Genomic DNA, 15,592 nt, shown 5'->3' on the forward strand with positions numbered 1-15,592 from the left:
GACATAGAAGCCCGAGCCCGGCCGCGCCCGGATCAGGCCCTCGGCGGCAAGCCGGTCATAGGCCTCGACCACGGTCGAGGGCGAGACGCCCATGGTCGCGGCAAAGCTGCGGATCGAGGGCAGGCGGTCGTCGGCGGCGAGCGCGCGGCTCGCGATCCTGGCGCGGATCGCGTTCATCACGCCGGTGGTCCGGGTCGCCTTTGGCGCATTGGCTGGTTGCCGCAAGTGTATGCCTACCTCTACCCGTACAGTTTGGCAATATTGTACTGATCCGTAGCTGCCTTGGCCAGCCCGCCGCCGCTATCTTCGCCTTCGAAAGACGAGGTGTGCGATGAGCGATTCGAAGACGTTGTCGGGGAAGTCTCTGTCGGGGAAGTCTTGGGCGGGCGAGGGGCGCAGCGGCGCGTCGCTGGAGGGCTGGGGCAGCGGCCTGCTCGGCGTGATCATCTTCAGCGGCTCGCTGCCCGCCACCCGCGTCGCGGTCGCCGGGTTCTCGCCGCTGTTCCTGACCTCGGCACGCGCGGCGATTGCGGCGCTGCTCGGCGCGGCACTGCTGGCGGTGCTGCGGCAGCCCTGGCCGCAGCGCAAGGACCTGGTGTCGCTGACCATCGTGGCGCTCGGCGTCGTGATCGGCTTTCCGCTGCTGACCGCGCTGGCGCTGCAGCACATCACCTCGGCGCATTCGATCGTGTTTATCGGGCTGTTGCCGCTGTCGACCGCGGTGTTCGGCGTGCTGCGCGGCGGCGAGCGGCCAAAGCCGCTGTTCTGGCTGTTCTCCTGCATCGGCAGCGCGACGGTCGGCGCCTTCGCCTTGTCGGGCGACGGATCGGCGTCGCTGACCGGCGACCTGCTGATGGTCGCCGCCATCATCGTCTGCGGCCTCGGCTATGCCGAGGGTGCTGCGCTGTCGCGCCGGCTCGGCGGCTGGCAGGTGATCTCCTGGGCGCTGGTGCTCTCAGTGCCGGTGGTGCTCATGATGACGATCATGACGCTGCCGCCGAGTTGGCAGGGCATCGGCGCGCCGGCCTGGCTCGGGCTCGCCTACGTCTCGATCTTCAGCATGCTGGTCGGCTTCGTGTTCTGGTATCGCGGGCTTGCGCTCGGCGGCATCGCCAGCGTCGGCCAGTTGCAGCTGTTGCAGCCGTTCTTCGGCCTCGCGCTGGCCGGGCTGCTGCTGCATGAGCCGGTCGCCTGGTCGATGATCGCCGCCACCATGCTCGTCGTCGCCTGCGTCGTGCTCGCGCGCCGCTTCGCCTGAGCACGTCGGTCCTCTCCGATAGAAAGTGAAGACAGCATGCCCGGCGCTAGGCCGGGCATGACGCGTTTGAAAAAGCGGAGGGCGCTAAGCCGGCTCCTGCGCTTTGCCGATTCGCCCGAGATGGGTGTAGCCAAACCCTCTTGAGTATTTCAGCCCGTAGCCGAGCGCGCGGTCGATCCCGATATGGGCAAGCCAGATCATCGCGATCGAGAGCACCAGCGGTCCTTCGCCGGCAAAACCCAGCGTCATCAGCGCCACCGGCGCGAGATAGGTGTGGGCGGCGTTGTAGGCGATGGCGCCGGCCCGCGGGCTGATCAGGTAAGCAGCAAAGCTGATGTCCGGCACCAGAAACAGCAGGACATAGACCAGCCAGGAGCCCTCCCACTTGTAGTAGAGCACGGTCATCCCGAGGAACAGCACCAGCCCCTCCAGCCGGAGCAGGGTGCGCACCCCGCCGGTCGCGGCGCCGGTCTCGGCCGTGGTCGTATCAGTCATCGCTGTCTCCCCAGATGTCGGAAAATCCTACCGTTTTTGCGCCCGAACCGGTTCACAAGCGCCTTTCCGGTTCCGAAATGGCCGTGCTAAAGCCATTCCGAACGAAGCGGGCCTCGGCCCGCGCCGGGACGCGGACTGTAGCTAACACGGGCGGAAACAAATGAAAGACATCCTCGACACCCTCGAAGAGCGGCGCGCCGGCGCCAAGCTGGGCGGCGGCGAAAAGCGCATCGAGGCGCAGCACGCCCGCGGCAAGCTGACCGCCCGCGAGCGGATCGAGCTCCTGCTGGACAAGGGCTCGTTCGAGGAATTCGACATGTTCGTCGAGCACCGCTCGATCGAGTTCGGCATGGAGAAGACCAAGATCCCCGGCGACGGCGTCGTCACCGGCTGGGGCACGGTCAACGGCCGCAAGACCTTCGTGTTCGCCAAGGACTTCACCGTGTTCGGCGGTTCGCTGTCGGAAACCCATGCGCTGAAGATCACAAAACTTCAGGACATGGCGATGAAGGCGAGGGCGCCGATCATCGGCCTCTATGACGCCGGCGGCGCGCGCATCCAGGAGGGCGTCGCCGCGCTCGCAGGCTATTCCTACGTGTTCCGCCGCAACGTGCAGGCCTCGGGCGTGATCCCGCAGATCTCCGTCATCATGGGCCCTTGCGCCGGCGGCGACGTCTATTCGCCCGCCATGACCGACTTCATCTTCATGGTGAAGAACACCAGCTACATGTTCGTCACCGGCCCCGATGTGGTGAAGACCGTCACCAACGAGGTGGTCACGGCGGAAGAACTCGGCGGCGCCTCGGTGCACGCGACGCGCTCCTCGATCGCCGACGGCGCATTCGAGAACGATGTCGATGCGCTGTTGCAGATGCGCCGGCTGATCGACTTCCTGCCGTCGAACAACACCGACGGCGTGCCGGAATGGCCGAGCTTCGACGACATCGGCCGGGTCGACATGTCGCTGGACACGCTGATCCCCGACAATCCGAACAAGCCCTACGACATGAAGGAGCTGATCCTCAAGGTCGTGGACGAGGGCGATTTCTTCGAGATCTCGGAGACCTTCGCCAGGAACATCGTCACCGGCTTCGGCCGCATCGCGGGCCGCACCGTGGGCTTCGTCGCCAACCAGCCGATGGTGCTGGCGGGCGTGCTCGACAGCGATGCGTCACGCAAGGCCGCACGCTTCGTTCGCTTTTGCGATGCCTTCAACATCCCGATCGTCACCTTCGTCGACGTGCCGGGCTTCTTACCCGGAACCGCGCAGGAATATGGCGGCCTGATCAAGCACGGCGCCAAACTCTTGTTCGCCTATTCGCAGTGCACGGTGCCGCTCGTCACCATCATCACCCGCAAGGCCTATGGCGGCGCCTTCGACGTGATGGCCTCGAAGGAAATCGGCGCCGACATGAACTACGCCTGGCCGACCGCGCAGATCGCGGTGATGGGCGCCAAGGGCGCGGTGGAGATCATTTTCCGGGGCGACATCGGCGACCCCGACAAGATCGCCGCGCGCACCAAGGAATACGAAGACCGCTTCCTGTCGCCCTTCATCGCCGCCGAGCGCGGTTACATCGACGACGTCATCATGCCGCATTCGACGAGGCGGCGGATCGCGCGGGCGCTGGCGATGCTCAGGGACAAGAAGGTCGAGATCCCCGCGAAGAAGCACGACAATCTGCCGTTGTGAGAGAAGCGTAGGGTGGGTTATCGAAGCGTAACCCGCTACCTGCGTTCCGCACGATCCGCGGCGGGTTACGGCTTCGCCTAACCCGCCCTACAGGTTCGAACCTGATGACCGAAGACGAGCTGACCGACGACATCTCCGAGATCGAGGCGCAGATCGAGGAGCTTGCCGAGAGCGCCGAGCGATCTCGCAGGATTATTCTCGGTTCGAAGGCGGCAATCGCCGGCGGGTTCGTATTGTTGTCCACTGCGCTGCTCGGCTTGTTCGGTTCGGGTGAGACCGCAGCACTCGGATCGATTGCGCTGGTGCTCGGCGGCATCGTGTCGCTCGGATCGAATGTGAGCACGCTGCGGCAGACCGAGGCCGCGATCAGCACCGCCGAGGCGCGCCGTGCGCGACTGATCGGCAACATCGATCTTCGGCTGGTTCACGATGCGCCGCTGAAACAGATGTGAGCGACGTAGCCCGGATGAGCGCAGCGATATCCGGGGCGGCTCTATCCGAACTGCGCGCACCGTCCCGCATCTCGCTTCGCTCATGCGGGCTACATGTTACGTGCTAGGCCGCGCCGCATGATCGAAACGCCGCGTCTGCGACTTCACAAATGGGACGACCGCCATCGCGACGCGTTCGCGGCGATGCATGCCGATCCCGAAGTCATGGCCGATTACGGCGGGCCCGTCGACCGGGCGGAGAGCGATCGGAAATTCGAGCGATACGTTGCCGCGCAGCGCGACCACGGCATCTCCCGATGGGCCGTTGAGGATGTCGACGGCGTACTGCTGGGCTATGCCGGGGTGATGCCGCGGCTGTCGAACGATCATCCGCTCGGCGCGCATTTTGAAATCGGCTGGCGCTTCACGCGCAAGGCGTGGGGCCACGGCTACGCCACCGAGAGCGCCAGGGCGGCGCTGCGGCACGCCATTCATGACATCGGCCTGCGCGAGATCGTGTCATACACCAGCGCGGACAACGTGCGTTCGCAGGCAGTGATGGCGCGGCTCAATCTGCTGCGCGATCCCGTGCGCGACTTTACGACACTGACGGCGCGTGGCGAGCCGTGGCGCGGGCTGGTCTGGGTCGTGCCATCGGGATGGCCGCGCGACTGATTTGCCTGTCGTGCAAATCAAATCCGCTTGCGCCGGCTGCGACATAGTAACCCGACGGGCAACTCAGCAAAATGCGTCAAGCCGGCATTGAGAAAATAGTCCGCTTGGCGTTTGACCCAACTCAGATGTTCAATTGTCCCGTCTCACCTGATCGAGGGGCGCTTCGCGGTCGTCACGAACGTGGGTGGAGATGCGGTGGACGCTGAACGTGCGACTGACGAAGGCACGCGAAGCGGACGGTGAAGTCGTGTGGTCCTGACGCCCTAGCGGCAGGTGTCCTCTCGCAAGATGCAACGCGCGTTGCGAAGGCGGTGACAAGCAAGCCCAGTCTCGCCGGGGAGAGCACGAAATAAGCCGTAAGCCATCGCGCAGGGAAAGCCGGGTTGTTTCCGGTTACACCCGTGGTCCTACCCCCGTGCTTTCTACCTTTTGCACGGGGCCCATGGGTGCGATCGGCACCCGGCTTTCCCTGCGCCCTCTGCGAGGGAGAGGGCGAGACGAAGAGCAAAGCTCGGACGATTTGCGTCGCGAGAATGCGGACGCTCATCCTCAATGCTGTTTGAGAATGTGAATCGGAATCGTTCCGCGTCATTGCGAGCGAAGCGAAGCAATCCATGCTTCAGCACATGCGGAAGGATGGATTGCTTCGTCGCTTCGCTTCTCGCAATGACGTGGGAAGCAAGCGCCGCTCCAGTCCCGTCGTCCTGAGGTGCGAGCGGAGCGAGCCTCGAAGGATGCACGGCCACCAGCCGGGCCGTCGATCCTTCGAGACGCCGCTTTGCGGCTCCTCAGGATGACGGATCGAGAGCTGCACGCGCAGCCTTACCGCGACGCCGCCAGCGGCACGTAGTCGTATTCGCCGACGCCTTGCAAAACCAGGAAGGTCAGCGACGTCGTGCTGGCGTTGGTGACGAGGTGAGGGCGGGTCGGGCGCACGGCGTAGACCTCGCCGGGCTTGAGGTTCACTTCCTCCTTCGGCTCCTACAGGAACAGCCGCATCTGGCCTTCCAGCACATAGAATGTGTCGGAGATGTTGCTGTGGGTGTGCCACGGCACCTTCTGGGTCGGCGAGAGTTGCAGCTCCATGATGCGGAAGCCGGGGCGTGCGGCGTGCTGGGCGCGGCGCTCGACTTCGTAGAGGTGGCTGGCATCCTTGATCGGTTGTCCTGACTTCATGGCGGCCTCCCGGAGATGGTCTTGTGATGCGTGATGCTAGTTCCGTTCGATCGTTCGTGAAACGGTCGGAATCGGCATGACGGGTAGAACGCGAGGAGGCATTGTCGTGATGGTTGTGTGACGTCACGCGAACGCGGATGCGGCCGCGCGGCGTCGAACTCCCTGAAACGTGAATGTGCGGTTCAGCCGGCGTTCAGGTCGCGGCGAAAAAACTGGCTGACGCAGTTGGTCCAACTCAGCAACAAAGGGAAACTCTGATGGAACGCCGGGATTTTCTGAAGATGGCCTTCGGTGTCGCCGCCGGTGTGGCGACTCTTGCAGCAACCGCCCAGGCGGCGCCGCTCGCGCCGCTTCCGCTCAATCAGGATGCCCGCGCGCCGGCCGGCAACGATGCGCATCCGGCTGTCACCACCGGCGACGAGGTCGGTCGCCTGAAGCCCGAGGAGGTGCGCTGGCATCACGGCCACCGCCGTTGGCATCATCGGCGCTGGCACCATCGGCATTGGGGCTGGCGCCGCCGCCATTGGCGCAGGCATCACTGGCGCCGCTGGTGACATCGGCACCGCCTCGAAAAAGAAAAACCCCGCGCCAGGCGGGGTTTTGTTTGCGCAGGTGTGCCGCGATCAGATCGGGCGGCAACGGCCATAGCGCCAGGCGAAGCCATAGGGGCAGGCGCGGACGCGCGGCGCCACCACGACCGCGCCGGGTGCGACGACGACGGGGCGCTCAACAACGACAGGGCCGGGAGCGACGACGACGGGGCCACGGTTCCTGACGCAGCCGCCATAGGGACCGCGGTGCCAGCCGGGGCCGCAGCCACCGGCAGCGTCAGCTGCGCTGATGCCGGCGAAAGCGGTCGTCACCAAAACTGCTGCTGCAAAAAGATACTTCATGTCTTCTCCTTTTAAATGGGCCGCGCTGCGGCACCGCAACAAACTTTAGATTACCGATTCGCCCGGCCGGATGATTGCAGAAGCCGTGTTCGATGTCGCCGACCATAGTGTTGTGGGCTGAATGCGACATGAATGTTGCGCGTCACAGCTGCGTCAGTGCGCCGCAAGCGAGTCAGCATTGATCTGAAACATTTCGCACGCGCGAGCAGGACGGAGCACACGGCGGCGCGGGCGCGAAAATGTATCGGAGAGCGAGACAAGCAAGACAAAGGGTTCGCGAACGACCGCGCCGATGCCGACTTGAACGCGCGATGTTATTCGCCCGCGCCGAACAGCGCCGCGAACCGCTTCTCGCCGTTTCGCGAGAAATTGACGACGCGGCTGCCCGGTGCAGCATCGCGCGCCGCCCATTTCAATTCGGTGAAGCGATCCATCATCGCGGCGCCCAGTGTGCCGGCGAGATGGTGGCGCCGCTCGCTCCAGTCGAGGCAGGCCTTGCACACCGGACGGCGCGGATGGGTCAGCGCATCGGCGTCGATCTGCAGCTCCTCGGCCATGAAGCGCTTGCCTTCGCCGGTGAGCTCGATCGCCTGCTTGCTCTGGCGGACCAGCTTCTGCCGCTTCATGCTGTCGAGCATCTGCACGCCGAGATCGCCGGCGAGATGGTCGTAGCAGATGCGGGCGCGGCGCAGCGCCGGATCCTTCGGCCCGGTGCGCACGCGCATATGGCCGGCGCGGGCGGCGATGCCCTGCAGGCCTTCGAGCACATCAGCGACGTCGGGGTCAGAGAGCCGGTAGTAGCGGTGGCGGCCTTGCTTCTCGGGCTCGATCAGGCCGCCGGCCTCGAGCTTGGCGAGATGCGAGCTCGCCGTCTGCGGCGTGATGCCGGCCTCCTGCGCCAGCTCGCTCGCGGTCAGCGCGCGACCGGTCATCAGCGCGGTCAGCATGTTGCAGCGTGCGGGATCGCCGACCAAAGCGGCGATCCGGGAGATGTCGGGTCCTGCTTTCATAGTTCGATGATAGCCGAAGCATCGAGGTCGGGCAAGGCGGTAGTGTCCATCGTGCCCATCGCCCGCAAAGACGAAAACACCAGGAGCCCATCAATGACCGTCACCGTCTTCATCCGCTACCAGCTCGATCCGTTCAAGCGCGCGATGTTCGAGGAGTATTCGCGGAACTGGCTTTCGATCATCCCGCGCTGCGGCGGCGATCTGCTCGGCTACTGGATGCCGCACGAGGGCACCAACAACATCGCCTTCGCGCTGATCTCGTTCGAAAGCCTCGCCGCCTACGAGGCCTATCGCGCGCGGCTGCGCCAGGACAGCGAGGGCATGGCGAACTTCAACTTCGCGGAACAAAACCGCTTCATCCTTGCCGAGGAACGGACATTTCTGCGTAAGGTCGAGCTATAGTCGTTCCACAACAACAATGCGCGGAGGCGTCCATGATTGCCGTGATCTTCGAAGTCTGGCCGAAGGCCGAGCACCGGGAGCTCTATTTCGATCTGGCCGCCGAGTTGAAGCCGATCCTGCAGGAGATCGACGGCTTCATCTCGGTCGAACGGTTCGAGAGCCTCACCGAGAAAGGCAAGTTCGTGTCGCTGTCATTCTTCCGCGACGAGGCTGCGGTAGAAGCCTGGCGCAACACGGTCGAGCACCGCCGCATCCAGGCCAAGGGCCGCGCGCGGATCTTCGAGAATTATCGGCTGCGGGTCGCGAGCGTGATCAGGGATTACGGCCTGAACGAACGTGATCAGGCACCGAAGGACAGCCGCGCGGTGCACGAGCCGAAGCTCTAGCGCGCGCAGATGCGCGTGCCTATCTCTGCGCGGCCAATGACTCTAGGGAGCGACCAATGCCACTGCCAACTGCTGACAAACGAGCCGCCTTCAAGAAGTTGCACGACAGCGGATGCTTCATCATTCCGAACCCGTTCGATGTCGGCAGCGCCCGCGCCTTGCAACATCTCGGCTTCAAGGCGCTGGCCTCGACCAGCGCGGGCTTTGCCTGGACCATCGCAAAGGCCGACAACCGCGTCACCGTCGACGACGTCTGCGATCATCTGACCGCGGTCTGCGCGGCGGTCGATGTTCCCGTCAACGCCGATTTCGAGGGCGGCTTCGCGGTCGAGCCGGACAAGGTTGCGGTCAATGTCGCGCGCGGCGTCAAGACCGGTGTCGCGGGGCTCTCGATCGAGGACTCCACCGGTGATGCCGCCAACCCGCTGTTCGAGCACAAGCTCGCGGTCGAGCGCATCAGGGCGGCGCGCAAGGCCATCGATGCCGACCACAGCGGTGTGCTGCTCACCGGCCGCTGCGAGGCGTTCCTGTGGGGTAAGAAGGACCTCAATCTGGTGATCGAGCGGCTGCAGGCCTATTCGGAGGCCGGGGCGGATGTGTTGTATTCGCCGGGCATCTCGACCAAAGAGGAAATCTCCGCGGTCGTGAAGGCGGTGGCGCCGAAGCCGGTCAATCTTTTGATCGGCGGCGCGTCAGACCTGACGCTGCAAGCGGTCGCCGACCTCGGCGTGCGCCGGATCAGCGTCGGCGGGGCGCTGGCGCGGATGGCCTGGACCGGCGTCATGAAGGCGGCCAAGGAAATGGCGGAGAAGGGCACCTTCACCGAATTCGCCAACGGCTATCCCGGCGGCGAGCTCAACAAGATGTTCAAGTAGACTTCGCGCGCAAAAAGAGCGGCGGGCCGCCTGGGCCCGCCGCTCGCGCTTGGTCAGATTCGTCCCTCGTTACTTCGCATTCTCGGCCGGCGGGGCCGCCGGCTTGTTCATGTCTGACTTGTTCATGTCAGACGGCGGGGTCGACGGATTGGCCGGCGCCGCACCCGTGGTCACACCGGGCTGGCTGTTCGGCTTCGGCGTCACGTCGCGCATGCCCGGGGGCGCACCGGCCGGATTGGCCGGCTGGGTCTGCGCAGTCTGTGTCGGCGGCGTCGTGCCTGCCTCGTGCACCGACGTATTGTTCAACCCGTAGAACAGCGCGCCGAGCACCACGGCCACCGCGACTGCGAACATCGCGATCTTGGTGGTGCTGGCCGGTCCCTCCTGCAGTTCCGGATCCGGCTGCAGCTCGTTGTCCAGGCTGTTGAAGCGCGCCTGACGGCGGATTTCGTCTTCGGTCAGGTTGGCGCGATACGGATCGTCAGGTTGGTAAGCCATTGCAAAGTTCCTCCGTTTGCACCTCTAAGCTAAACGCCGGGGACAATGGCTGGCGCGTAAGGATGTTCCGCGCCAATGTTGCAACCTGTTCATGCAGGAACCGTCGATTCCTTGGGTTCCGACCTGTTCCATGAGGCCTTTTCAATGTGGACCATGCCGCCCACCGATTCGGTGCTGCACGTGCTCTCCTTTATCGCGGTTGCCGCGCAGTCGATGACGGCGGCGCTGGCGGCCGGCCGGCGCAGCATGGATTGGGCCGGCGTCTGCATGCTGGGCGCGATCACCGCGCTCGGCGGCGGCACCATCCGCGACGTGCTGCTCGGGCATTATCCGCTGCTCTGGGTCAAGCACCCGATCTACCTTGCGGTCGCGGCGGCCGGCGCCTTCGCCACCATCCTGCTGGCGCGGCTGGTGCATCGGCTGAACATCGCATTCCTGTTGCTCGATGCGATCGGGCTTGTGGTGTTCACGATGGCCGGCTGCGACGTGGCCTGGCAGGTCGACGCCTCGCTGCCGATCGTGATCGTCGCCGGCATGATCACCGGCTGCGCCGGCGGCGTGCTGCGCGACATCCTCTGCAACGAGGTGCCGCTGTTGTTTCGCAGCGAGCTCTACGCCAGCGTCTCCGTGGTGACGGGGCTGTTCTATGCGATCGGCGTCGGCCTGCACTTAAACGACCAGCTCTGGACCGTGCTGACCTTCGCGGTCGGCCTGACGTTCCGGATGCTCGCGATCCGCTACAGATGGGAGATGCCGAAATTCGTGTTCAACGGCGAGGAGCGGTGAGGGCTATTTCGGCGCGCGCGCCTTCGCGACCTCAACGGCGGTCACGGCCGGCGCCGCATTGCCCCAGGAATTGCGGATGTAGGTCGCAACGTCGGCGACTTCCTGGTCGGTCAGTTTGGGATAGGCCGGCATCGAGCCTGCGTTGGGCGCCCTCGGTGTGGTCACGGTCTGCGCGCCGTCGAGGATGATGCGCAGCGTGCTCGCCGGATTGGCCGATTGCAGATTGGCGTTGCCGGGCAGCGGCGGATAGATCCGTGGGCTACCCGAGCCGTCGAGTTCATGGCAGGCGACGCAGGCGCCGCGATAGATGCGTTCGCCGTCGCTCATCTGCGCCGGCGCGGGCGGGGCGACCTGCGGCTCCGACGCGCCGGCCGGCAGGCTCTTCAGATAGACCGCTATCGCGCGCACATCTGCGTCGCTCATCTTCGAGGTCGAGTTGACCACCACCTCGGACATCAATGGGCCGGCATGGCTGTGCCCATTGCGGCCGCTCTGCAGATATTCGGCGATGTCGCTGGCGCTCCATGATTTCAGCCCGCTGCGTTCTGCGCCATCGAGCCTGGGTGCGAACATGCCCTGCACCATGCTGCCGCCGAACGCCTGGTCGCGCTTGCCGGCGCCGAAGGCATTCTTCGGCGTATGGCAGGCGCCGCAATGGGCGAGGGCCTCGACGAGGTAGCGGCCGCGATTCCATTCCGCGGTCTTGCTCTGGTCCGGCTGGATGATGCCCGGCGTGAAAAACAGGGCCTTCCAGGCGCGCATCAGCCCGCGGTAGTTCAACGGCCAGCGCAACTCCGGCGGCGGTGCCTTGTTGCTGACCGGCGCCAGCGTCGCGAGATAGGCGCGGATCGCCAGGATGTCGTCGCGGATCAGCTTGGTGAAATACGGGTAGGGGAAGGCGGGGTAATAATGCGCCCCGCTTGGCGAGACGCCCATCCGCAGCGCGCGCAGACAATCGCCATCGCTCCAGCCGCCGATGCCGGTATCGCTGTCGGGCGTCAGGTTCGGCGAGAACACCGCACCGAACGGGGTGTCGATCTCCTTGCCCCCGGCGAAGGGCTTTGCCGGGTCGGCCGTGTGGCAGCTCGCGCAGTCACCGGCGATCGCGAGCGCCTTGCCGCGGGCGACCATGTCGTCGGTTGGCGCAGCGGTGCATTCGCGGGCCGCGAACGCACTGCACAACAGCACACTGGCCAGAATCGCACAGGTCGTCCGACGTCGTCGCCGCATCCATTCACCCTTCCGTCCACACGACGCGTTACGCCGTTTCGCCGCGGGCCTGTCCTGCGACAGAAACCGAAACGGCGCTCCGATATTCCCGGCACTAAGTTGCGATTTTTGGGCGACGGGCTTGGTCGCCCAGAATTGTGCTGCGCGGGCCAGAAAATCCGACATAGACTGGTTCTAACAAGTTCGGATGACTAGCTAAAAAGCAGGCGTCGCGACCAGCGCAAAGAGGGCTAAATGGGAATCAACCAAGGGCCTATCAGCCTCGACCAGAAATACACCCAGGGCACCGGTCACGTCTTCATGACCGGCATCCAGGCGCTGGTCCGCCTGCCCATGGCGCAGATCAGACGCGACCGCGCCGCAGGCCTCAACACGGCAGGCTTCATCTCCGGCTATCGCGGTTCCCCCCTCGGCGGTTACGACCAGCAGCTGTTCGCCGCCCGCAAGCATCTCGAGCAGTACAACATCAAATTCCAGCCCGGCGTGAACGAGGACCTCGCGGCGACCGCGATCTGGGGCTCGCAGCAGCTCGCCCTGTCGCCCGGCGCCAAATATGATGGCGCGGTCGGCATCTGGTACGGCAAGGGCCCCGGCGTCGACCGCTGCGGCGACGTCTTCCGCCACGGCAATGCGGCGGGCTCCGCCAAGCATGGCGGCGTGCTCTGCCTGGCCGGCGACGATCACGGCGCAAAGTCCTCCACCGTCCCGCATCAGTCCGACCACGCCTTCATCTCCGCGCTGATGCCCTATCTCTATCCCTCCAGCATCCATGAAATGATCGAGATGGGTCTGCTGGGTATCGCGATGTCGCGCTACTCCGGCTGCTGGGTCGGCATGAAGGTGATCACCGAGACGGTCGAGACCACGGCCGAGATCGACCTCACCGACGAGATGACGCCGTTCATCATCCCGGCCGATTTTGAATTGCCGCCGGGCGGCCTCAACATCCGCTGGCCCGACGACCGTTTCGAGCAGGACCGCAGGCTGCAGGATTACAAGGGCTTTGCCGCGATCGCCTTTGCCCGCGCCAACAAGGTCAACCGCATCACCATGGATTCGCCGAACGCGCGCTACGGCATCATGGCCTCGGGCAAGAGCTACGAGGACATCCGCCAGGCCCTGCGCGAACTCGGCATCACGCCCGAGATCGCCGCCAAGATCGGCATTCGCCTCTACAAGATCGGCATGCCCTGGCCGCTGGAGCCGGAAGGCGTACGCAACTTCGCTGTCGGTCTTGAGGAAATCTTCATCGTCGAGGAACGCCGCGAGATCGTCGAGAACCAGGTCAAGCAGGAGCTGTTCAACTGGCGCGACGACGTGCGCCCGCGCATCGTCGGCAAGATGGACGATCACGACAAGCGCTTCCTGACCTTTGCCGCCGAGCTCAGCGTGGCTTCGCTTGCGAGCTCGCTCACCGAACGGCTGCTTCGACTTAATCTCAATCCTGAAATCGCCGTGATGCTGCGCGCCAAGGCCGACTGGTTCAACGGCCGCCAGTCGTCGCAGATGCAGGCGACGGCACCCGTCAGCCGCACCCCGTACTTCTGCTCGGGCTGCCCGCACAACACCTCGACCAAGGTGCCGGAAGGCAGCCGCGCGCTCGGCGGCATCGGCTGCCACTTCATGGCGCTGTGGATGAACCGCTCGACCGAGACCTTTACCCACATGGGCGGCGAGGGCGTGCCGTGGGTTGGCATCGCGCCGTTCACCAACGAGAACCACATCTTCGCCAATCTCGGCGACGGGACTTACTTCCACTCCGGCATTCTCGCAATCCGCCAGTCGATCGCCTCCAAGGCCAACATCACCTACAAGATCCTCTACAACGACGCCGTCGCCATGACCGGCGGCCAGCACCACGACGGCGATCTGTCGCCGCAGAAGATCACCTTCCAGCTCCACGCCGAAGGCATCCGCGAGATCTACCTGGTCTCGGAAAATCCGGGTTCTTATCCGGCTGATACCATCGCGCCGGGCGTCAAGCTGTTCCACCGCGACGAGCTCGAGAACGTCCAGAAGATGTGCCGCGACACCAAGGGCACGTCAGCGATCGTGTTCGTGCAGACCTGCGCCGCGGAAAAGCGCCGTCGCCGCAAGCGCGGTCTGATGGAGGATCCGGCGCGCCGCGTGCTGATTAATCCGGCCGTCTGCGAAGGCTGCGGCGACTGCTCGGTGCAGTCGAACTGCATCTCGGTCGAGCCGCTGGAGACTGAGCTCGGGCGCAAGCGCACCATCAACCAGTCGACCTGCAACAAGGACTATTCCTGCGTGAAGGGCTTTTGCCCGTCCTTCGTCACGGTCGATGGTGGCACCCTCAAGCGTCGCGCGCCGACCGAGCTTGGCGATATCGGCGTCTTGCCGGAGCCGGCCTCGAAGCCCGCGCTCGACCGGCCCTACAACATCGCGGTCGGCGGCGTCGGCGGCACCGGCGTGCTGACGATCGGCGCGCTGCTCGGCATGGCGGCGCATATCGAGGGCAAGGCCTCGATGATCCTCGACATGTCCGGCCTTGCGCAGAAGGGCGGCGCGGTACTGAGCCATGTCCGGCTCTCCGAGCACACCGCTGATGTGACCTGTTCGCGTATCGTGACCGGCACGGCCGATCTCGTCCTCGCCGCCGACGAGGTCGTGGCGGTGTCGAAGGACACCATCTCGCTGTGCGAGGCGAGCCGCTCCGTCGGCATCATCAACAGCCACATCATCCCGACCGCAGATTTCATCCTCAACCGCGACTTCAACTTCCAGAGCCGCAAGGTCAACAGCGTGCTGGAGACCGAGCTGCGCAAGGACTCGGCCTTCTTCGACTTCACCAAGCCGGCCGAAGCGCTGCTCGGCGACAGCATCGCCACCAACATCATGATGATGGGCTATGCCTATCAGCGCGGGTTGCTGCCGCTGTCGGCAGAATCGATCCTGCAGGCGATCGAGGTCAACGGCGTCTCGATCAAGATGAATACGCAGGCGTTCCAGCTCGGGCGCCTGGCCGCGGCCGATCCGGCGCGCCTCGCCGCGATGATGAAGGGGCAGGATGACGACGTCGCGCCGGCAAGGTCGCTGGATGCGATGTCGCTCGACGAGATCATCACCCACCGCATGGCGCTTCTGACCGGCTACCAGAGCGCGCGTTTGGCAAAACGCTACCGCAAGCTGGTCGATCAGGTCCGCGACACCGCCACCAAGGGCGGCTATGGCGAGGCGCTGCCGCGCGCGGTCGCGATCAACTACGCCAAGCTGCTCGCCTACAAGGACGAGTATGAGGTGGCGCGGCTGTTCACCGACGGCTGCTTCGAGAAGCAGCTGCGCGACCAGTTCGAGGGCGACTTCAAGTTCAACTTCAATCTCGCTCCGCCGATCCTCGGCGGCGGGCTCGATGCGCAGGGCCGTCCGAAGAAGCGCGCCTTCGGGCCGTGGATGATGTCGGCCTTCAAGGTGATGGCGCGATTCCGCTTCCTGCGCGGCACACCGCTCGACATCTTCGGCTACAACGCCGACCGCAAGCTCGAGCGCGATCTGATCGCGGGCTACGAGAAGGATGTCGCGACGGTGCTGACCCTGCTGTCGCCGCTCAATCACGACATCGCGGTCGAACTGCTGTCGCTGCCCGACCGCATCCGCGGCTACGGCCCGGTGAAGGACAAGGCGATCAAGGAGGCCAAGGTTCGCTACGCGCAACTCGCCGCCGATCTCGCCAACCCGCCGCCCGCGCCGCGGCAGATGGCGGCGGAGTAGTAGCCACATATTCAGTGTCGTCCCGGGCAAGCGAAGCGCGACCCGGGACCCATAA

18 protein-coding genes are annotated in these 15,592 nt (G+C 65.0%); 10 read left to right on the top strand and 8 right to left on the bottom strand.

What is annotated here, in order from left to right:
* Positions 1-231, bottom strand: a 231-nt coding sequence (locus H8B02_RS19600) for a GntR family transcriptional regulator (protein WP_376711683.1), incomplete at its 3' end; no start/stop codon positions are given.
* 100 nt (positions 232-331) lie between these two features.
* On the opposite strand from H8B02_RS19600, the gene H8B02_RS19605 reads away from it, so the two are divergent.
* Positions 332-1,258, top strand: a complete 927-nt coding sequence (locus H8B02_RS19605; RefSeq protein WP_229167736.1) for a DMT family transporter — start codon at positions 332-334, stop codon at positions 1,256-1,258.
* An 84-nt stretch (positions 1,259-1,342) separates the two neighbouring features.
* On the opposite strand, the gene H8B02_RS19610 is transcribed toward H8B02_RS19605, so the two are convergent.
* Entirely contained in the window at positions 1,343-1,753 is a 411-nt protein-coding gene (locus H8B02_RS19610; RefSeq protein ID WP_229167737.1) for a DUF4260 domain-containing protein, read from the bottom strand.
* Between the two features lie 160 nt (positions 1,754-1,913).
* Between H8B02_RS19610 and H8B02_RS19615 the strand changes: the two genes are divergently transcribed.
* From H8B02_RS19615 to H8B02_RS19625, 3 genes are all read left to right on the top strand, one after another.
* Complete coding sequence (locus tag H8B02_RS19615; RefSeq protein ID WP_229167738.1) at positions 1,914-3,446, top strand: acyl-CoA carboxylase subunit beta; 1,533 nt, start codon at positions 1,914-1,916, stop codon at positions 3,444-3,446.
* 104 nt (positions 3,447-3,550) lie between these two features.
* The gene (locus H8B02_RS19620; RefSeq protein WP_229167739.1) at positions 3,551-3,898 is read left to right on the top strand and encodes a hypothetical protein; all 348 of its coding nucleotides are present in this window, start codon (positions 3,551-3,553) and stop codon (positions 3,896-3,898) included.
* 117 nt (positions 3,899-4,015) lie between these two features.
* Complete coding sequence (locus tag H8B02_RS19625; RefSeq protein WP_229167740.1) at positions 4,016-4,552, top strand: GNAT family N-acetyltransferase; 537 nt, start codon at positions 4,016-4,018, stop codon at positions 4,550-4,552.
* A gap of 822 nt (positions 4,553-5,374) precedes the next feature.
* On the opposite strand, the gene H8B02_RS19630 is transcribed toward H8B02_RS19625, so the two are convergent.
* A complete protein-coding gene (locus H8B02_RS19630; RefSeq protein WP_229167741.1) occupies positions 5,375-5,518 on the bottom strand; it encodes a hypothetical protein in 144 nt (47 codons plus the stop codon).
* 15 nt (positions 5,519-5,533) lie between these two features.
* The gene (locus H8B02_RS19635; protein WP_229167742.1) at positions 5,534-5,728 is read right to left on the bottom strand and encodes a hypothetical protein; all 195 of its coding nucleotides are present in this window, start codon (positions 5,726-5,728) and stop codon (positions 5,534-5,536) included.
* A 281-nt stretch (positions 5,729-6,009) separates the two neighbouring features.
* Here H8B02_RS19635 and H8B02_RS19640 point away from each other — a divergent pair, with 281 nt between their 5' ends.
* Positions 6,010-6,282 carry a twin-arginine translocation (Tat) gene (locus tag H8B02_RS19640; protein WP_376711684.1) on the top strand — a complete coding sequence of 91 codons (273 nt, stop codon included), beginning with the start codon at positions 6,010-6,012 and terminating at the stop codon, positions 6,280-6,282.
* Positions 6,283-6,351: 69 nt separating this feature from the next.
* Here the strand turns inward: H8B02_RS19640 and H8B02_RS19645 are convergent, their stop codons facing one another.
* Positions 6,352-6,621, bottom strand: coding sequence for a GCG_CRPN prefix-to-repeats domain-containing protein (locus H8B02_RS19645; RefSeq protein WP_092114950.1), 270 nt, complete (start codon positions 6,619-6,621; stop codon positions 6,352-6,354).
* 314 nt (positions 6,622-6,935) lie between these two features.
* The gene (locus H8B02_RS19650; RefSeq protein ID WP_229167743.1) at positions 6,936-7,631 is read right to left on the bottom strand and encodes an ArsR/SmtB family transcription factor; all 696 of its coding nucleotides are present in this window, start codon (positions 7,629-7,631) and stop codon (positions 6,936-6,938) included.
* A gap of 93 nt (positions 7,632-7,724) precedes the next feature.
* Here H8B02_RS19650 and H8B02_RS19655 point away from each other — a divergent pair, with 93 nt between their 5' ends.
* The 3 genes from H8B02_RS19655 to H8B02_RS19665 are packed head-to-tail and all read left to right on the top strand — an operon-like array spanning position 7,725 to position 9,294.
* Positions 7,725-8,033: an NIPSNAP family protein gene (locus H8B02_RS19655; RefSeq protein WP_229167744.1), complete on the top strand. Its 309-nt coding sequence runs from the start codon at positions 7,725-7,727 to the stop codon at positions 8,031-8,033.
* Positions 8,034-8,065: 32 nt separating this feature from the next.
* Complete coding sequence (locus tag H8B02_RS19660; RefSeq protein ID WP_229167745.1) at positions 8,066-8,419, top strand: antibiotic biosynthesis monooxygenase family protein; 354 nt, start codon at positions 8,066-8,068, stop codon at positions 8,417-8,419.
* A gap of 56 nt (positions 8,420-8,475) precedes the next feature.
* Positions 8,476-9,294 (top strand): isocitrate lyase/PEP mutase family protein, encoded by an 819-nt coding sequence (locus tag H8B02_RS19665; protein ID WP_229167746.1) that lies wholly within the window; start codon positions 8,476-8,478, stop codon positions 9,292-9,294.
* A 69-nt stretch (positions 9,295-9,363) separates the two neighbouring features.
* Here H8B02_RS19665 and H8B02_RS19670 read toward each other — a convergent pair whose 3' ends face one another.
* Complete coding sequence (locus tag H8B02_RS19670) at positions 9,364-9,792, bottom strand: hypothetical protein (RefSeq protein WP_229167747.1); 429 nt, start codon at positions 9,790-9,792, stop codon at positions 9,364-9,366.
* A gap of 144 nt (positions 9,793-9,936) precedes the next feature.
* Here H8B02_RS19670 and H8B02_RS19675 point away from each other — a divergent pair, with 144 nt between their 5' ends.
* Complete coding sequence (locus H8B02_RS19675) at positions 9,937-10,578, top strand: trimeric intracellular cation channel family protein (protein ID WP_229167748.1); 642 nt, start codon at positions 9,937-9,939, stop codon at positions 10,576-10,578.
* A gap of 3 nt (positions 10,579-10,581) precedes the next feature.
* Here the strand turns inward: H8B02_RS19675 and H8B02_RS19680 are convergent, their stop codons facing one another.
* Positions 10,582-11,808 (bottom strand): cytochrome c, encoded by a 1,227-nt coding sequence (locus H8B02_RS19680; protein WP_229167749.1) that lies wholly within the window; start codon positions 11,806-11,808, stop codon positions 10,582-10,584.
* 234 nt (positions 11,809-12,042) lie between these two features.
* On the opposite strand from H8B02_RS19680, the gene H8B02_RS19685 reads away from it, so the two are divergent.
* The gene (locus H8B02_RS19685) at positions 12,043-15,537 is read left to right on the top strand and encodes an indolepyruvate ferredoxin oxidoreductase family protein (protein WP_229167750.1); all 3,495 of its coding nucleotides are present in this window, start codon (positions 12,043-12,045) and stop codon (positions 15,535-15,537) included.
* Positions 15,538-15,592 lie beyond the last annotated feature (55 nt).

It is taken from the genome of Bradyrhizobium altum, from assembly GCF_020889705.1.
Classification (GTDB): Bacteria; Pseudomonadota; Alphaproteobacteria; order Rhizobiales; family Xanthobacteraceae; genus Bradyrhizobium; species Bradyrhizobium altum.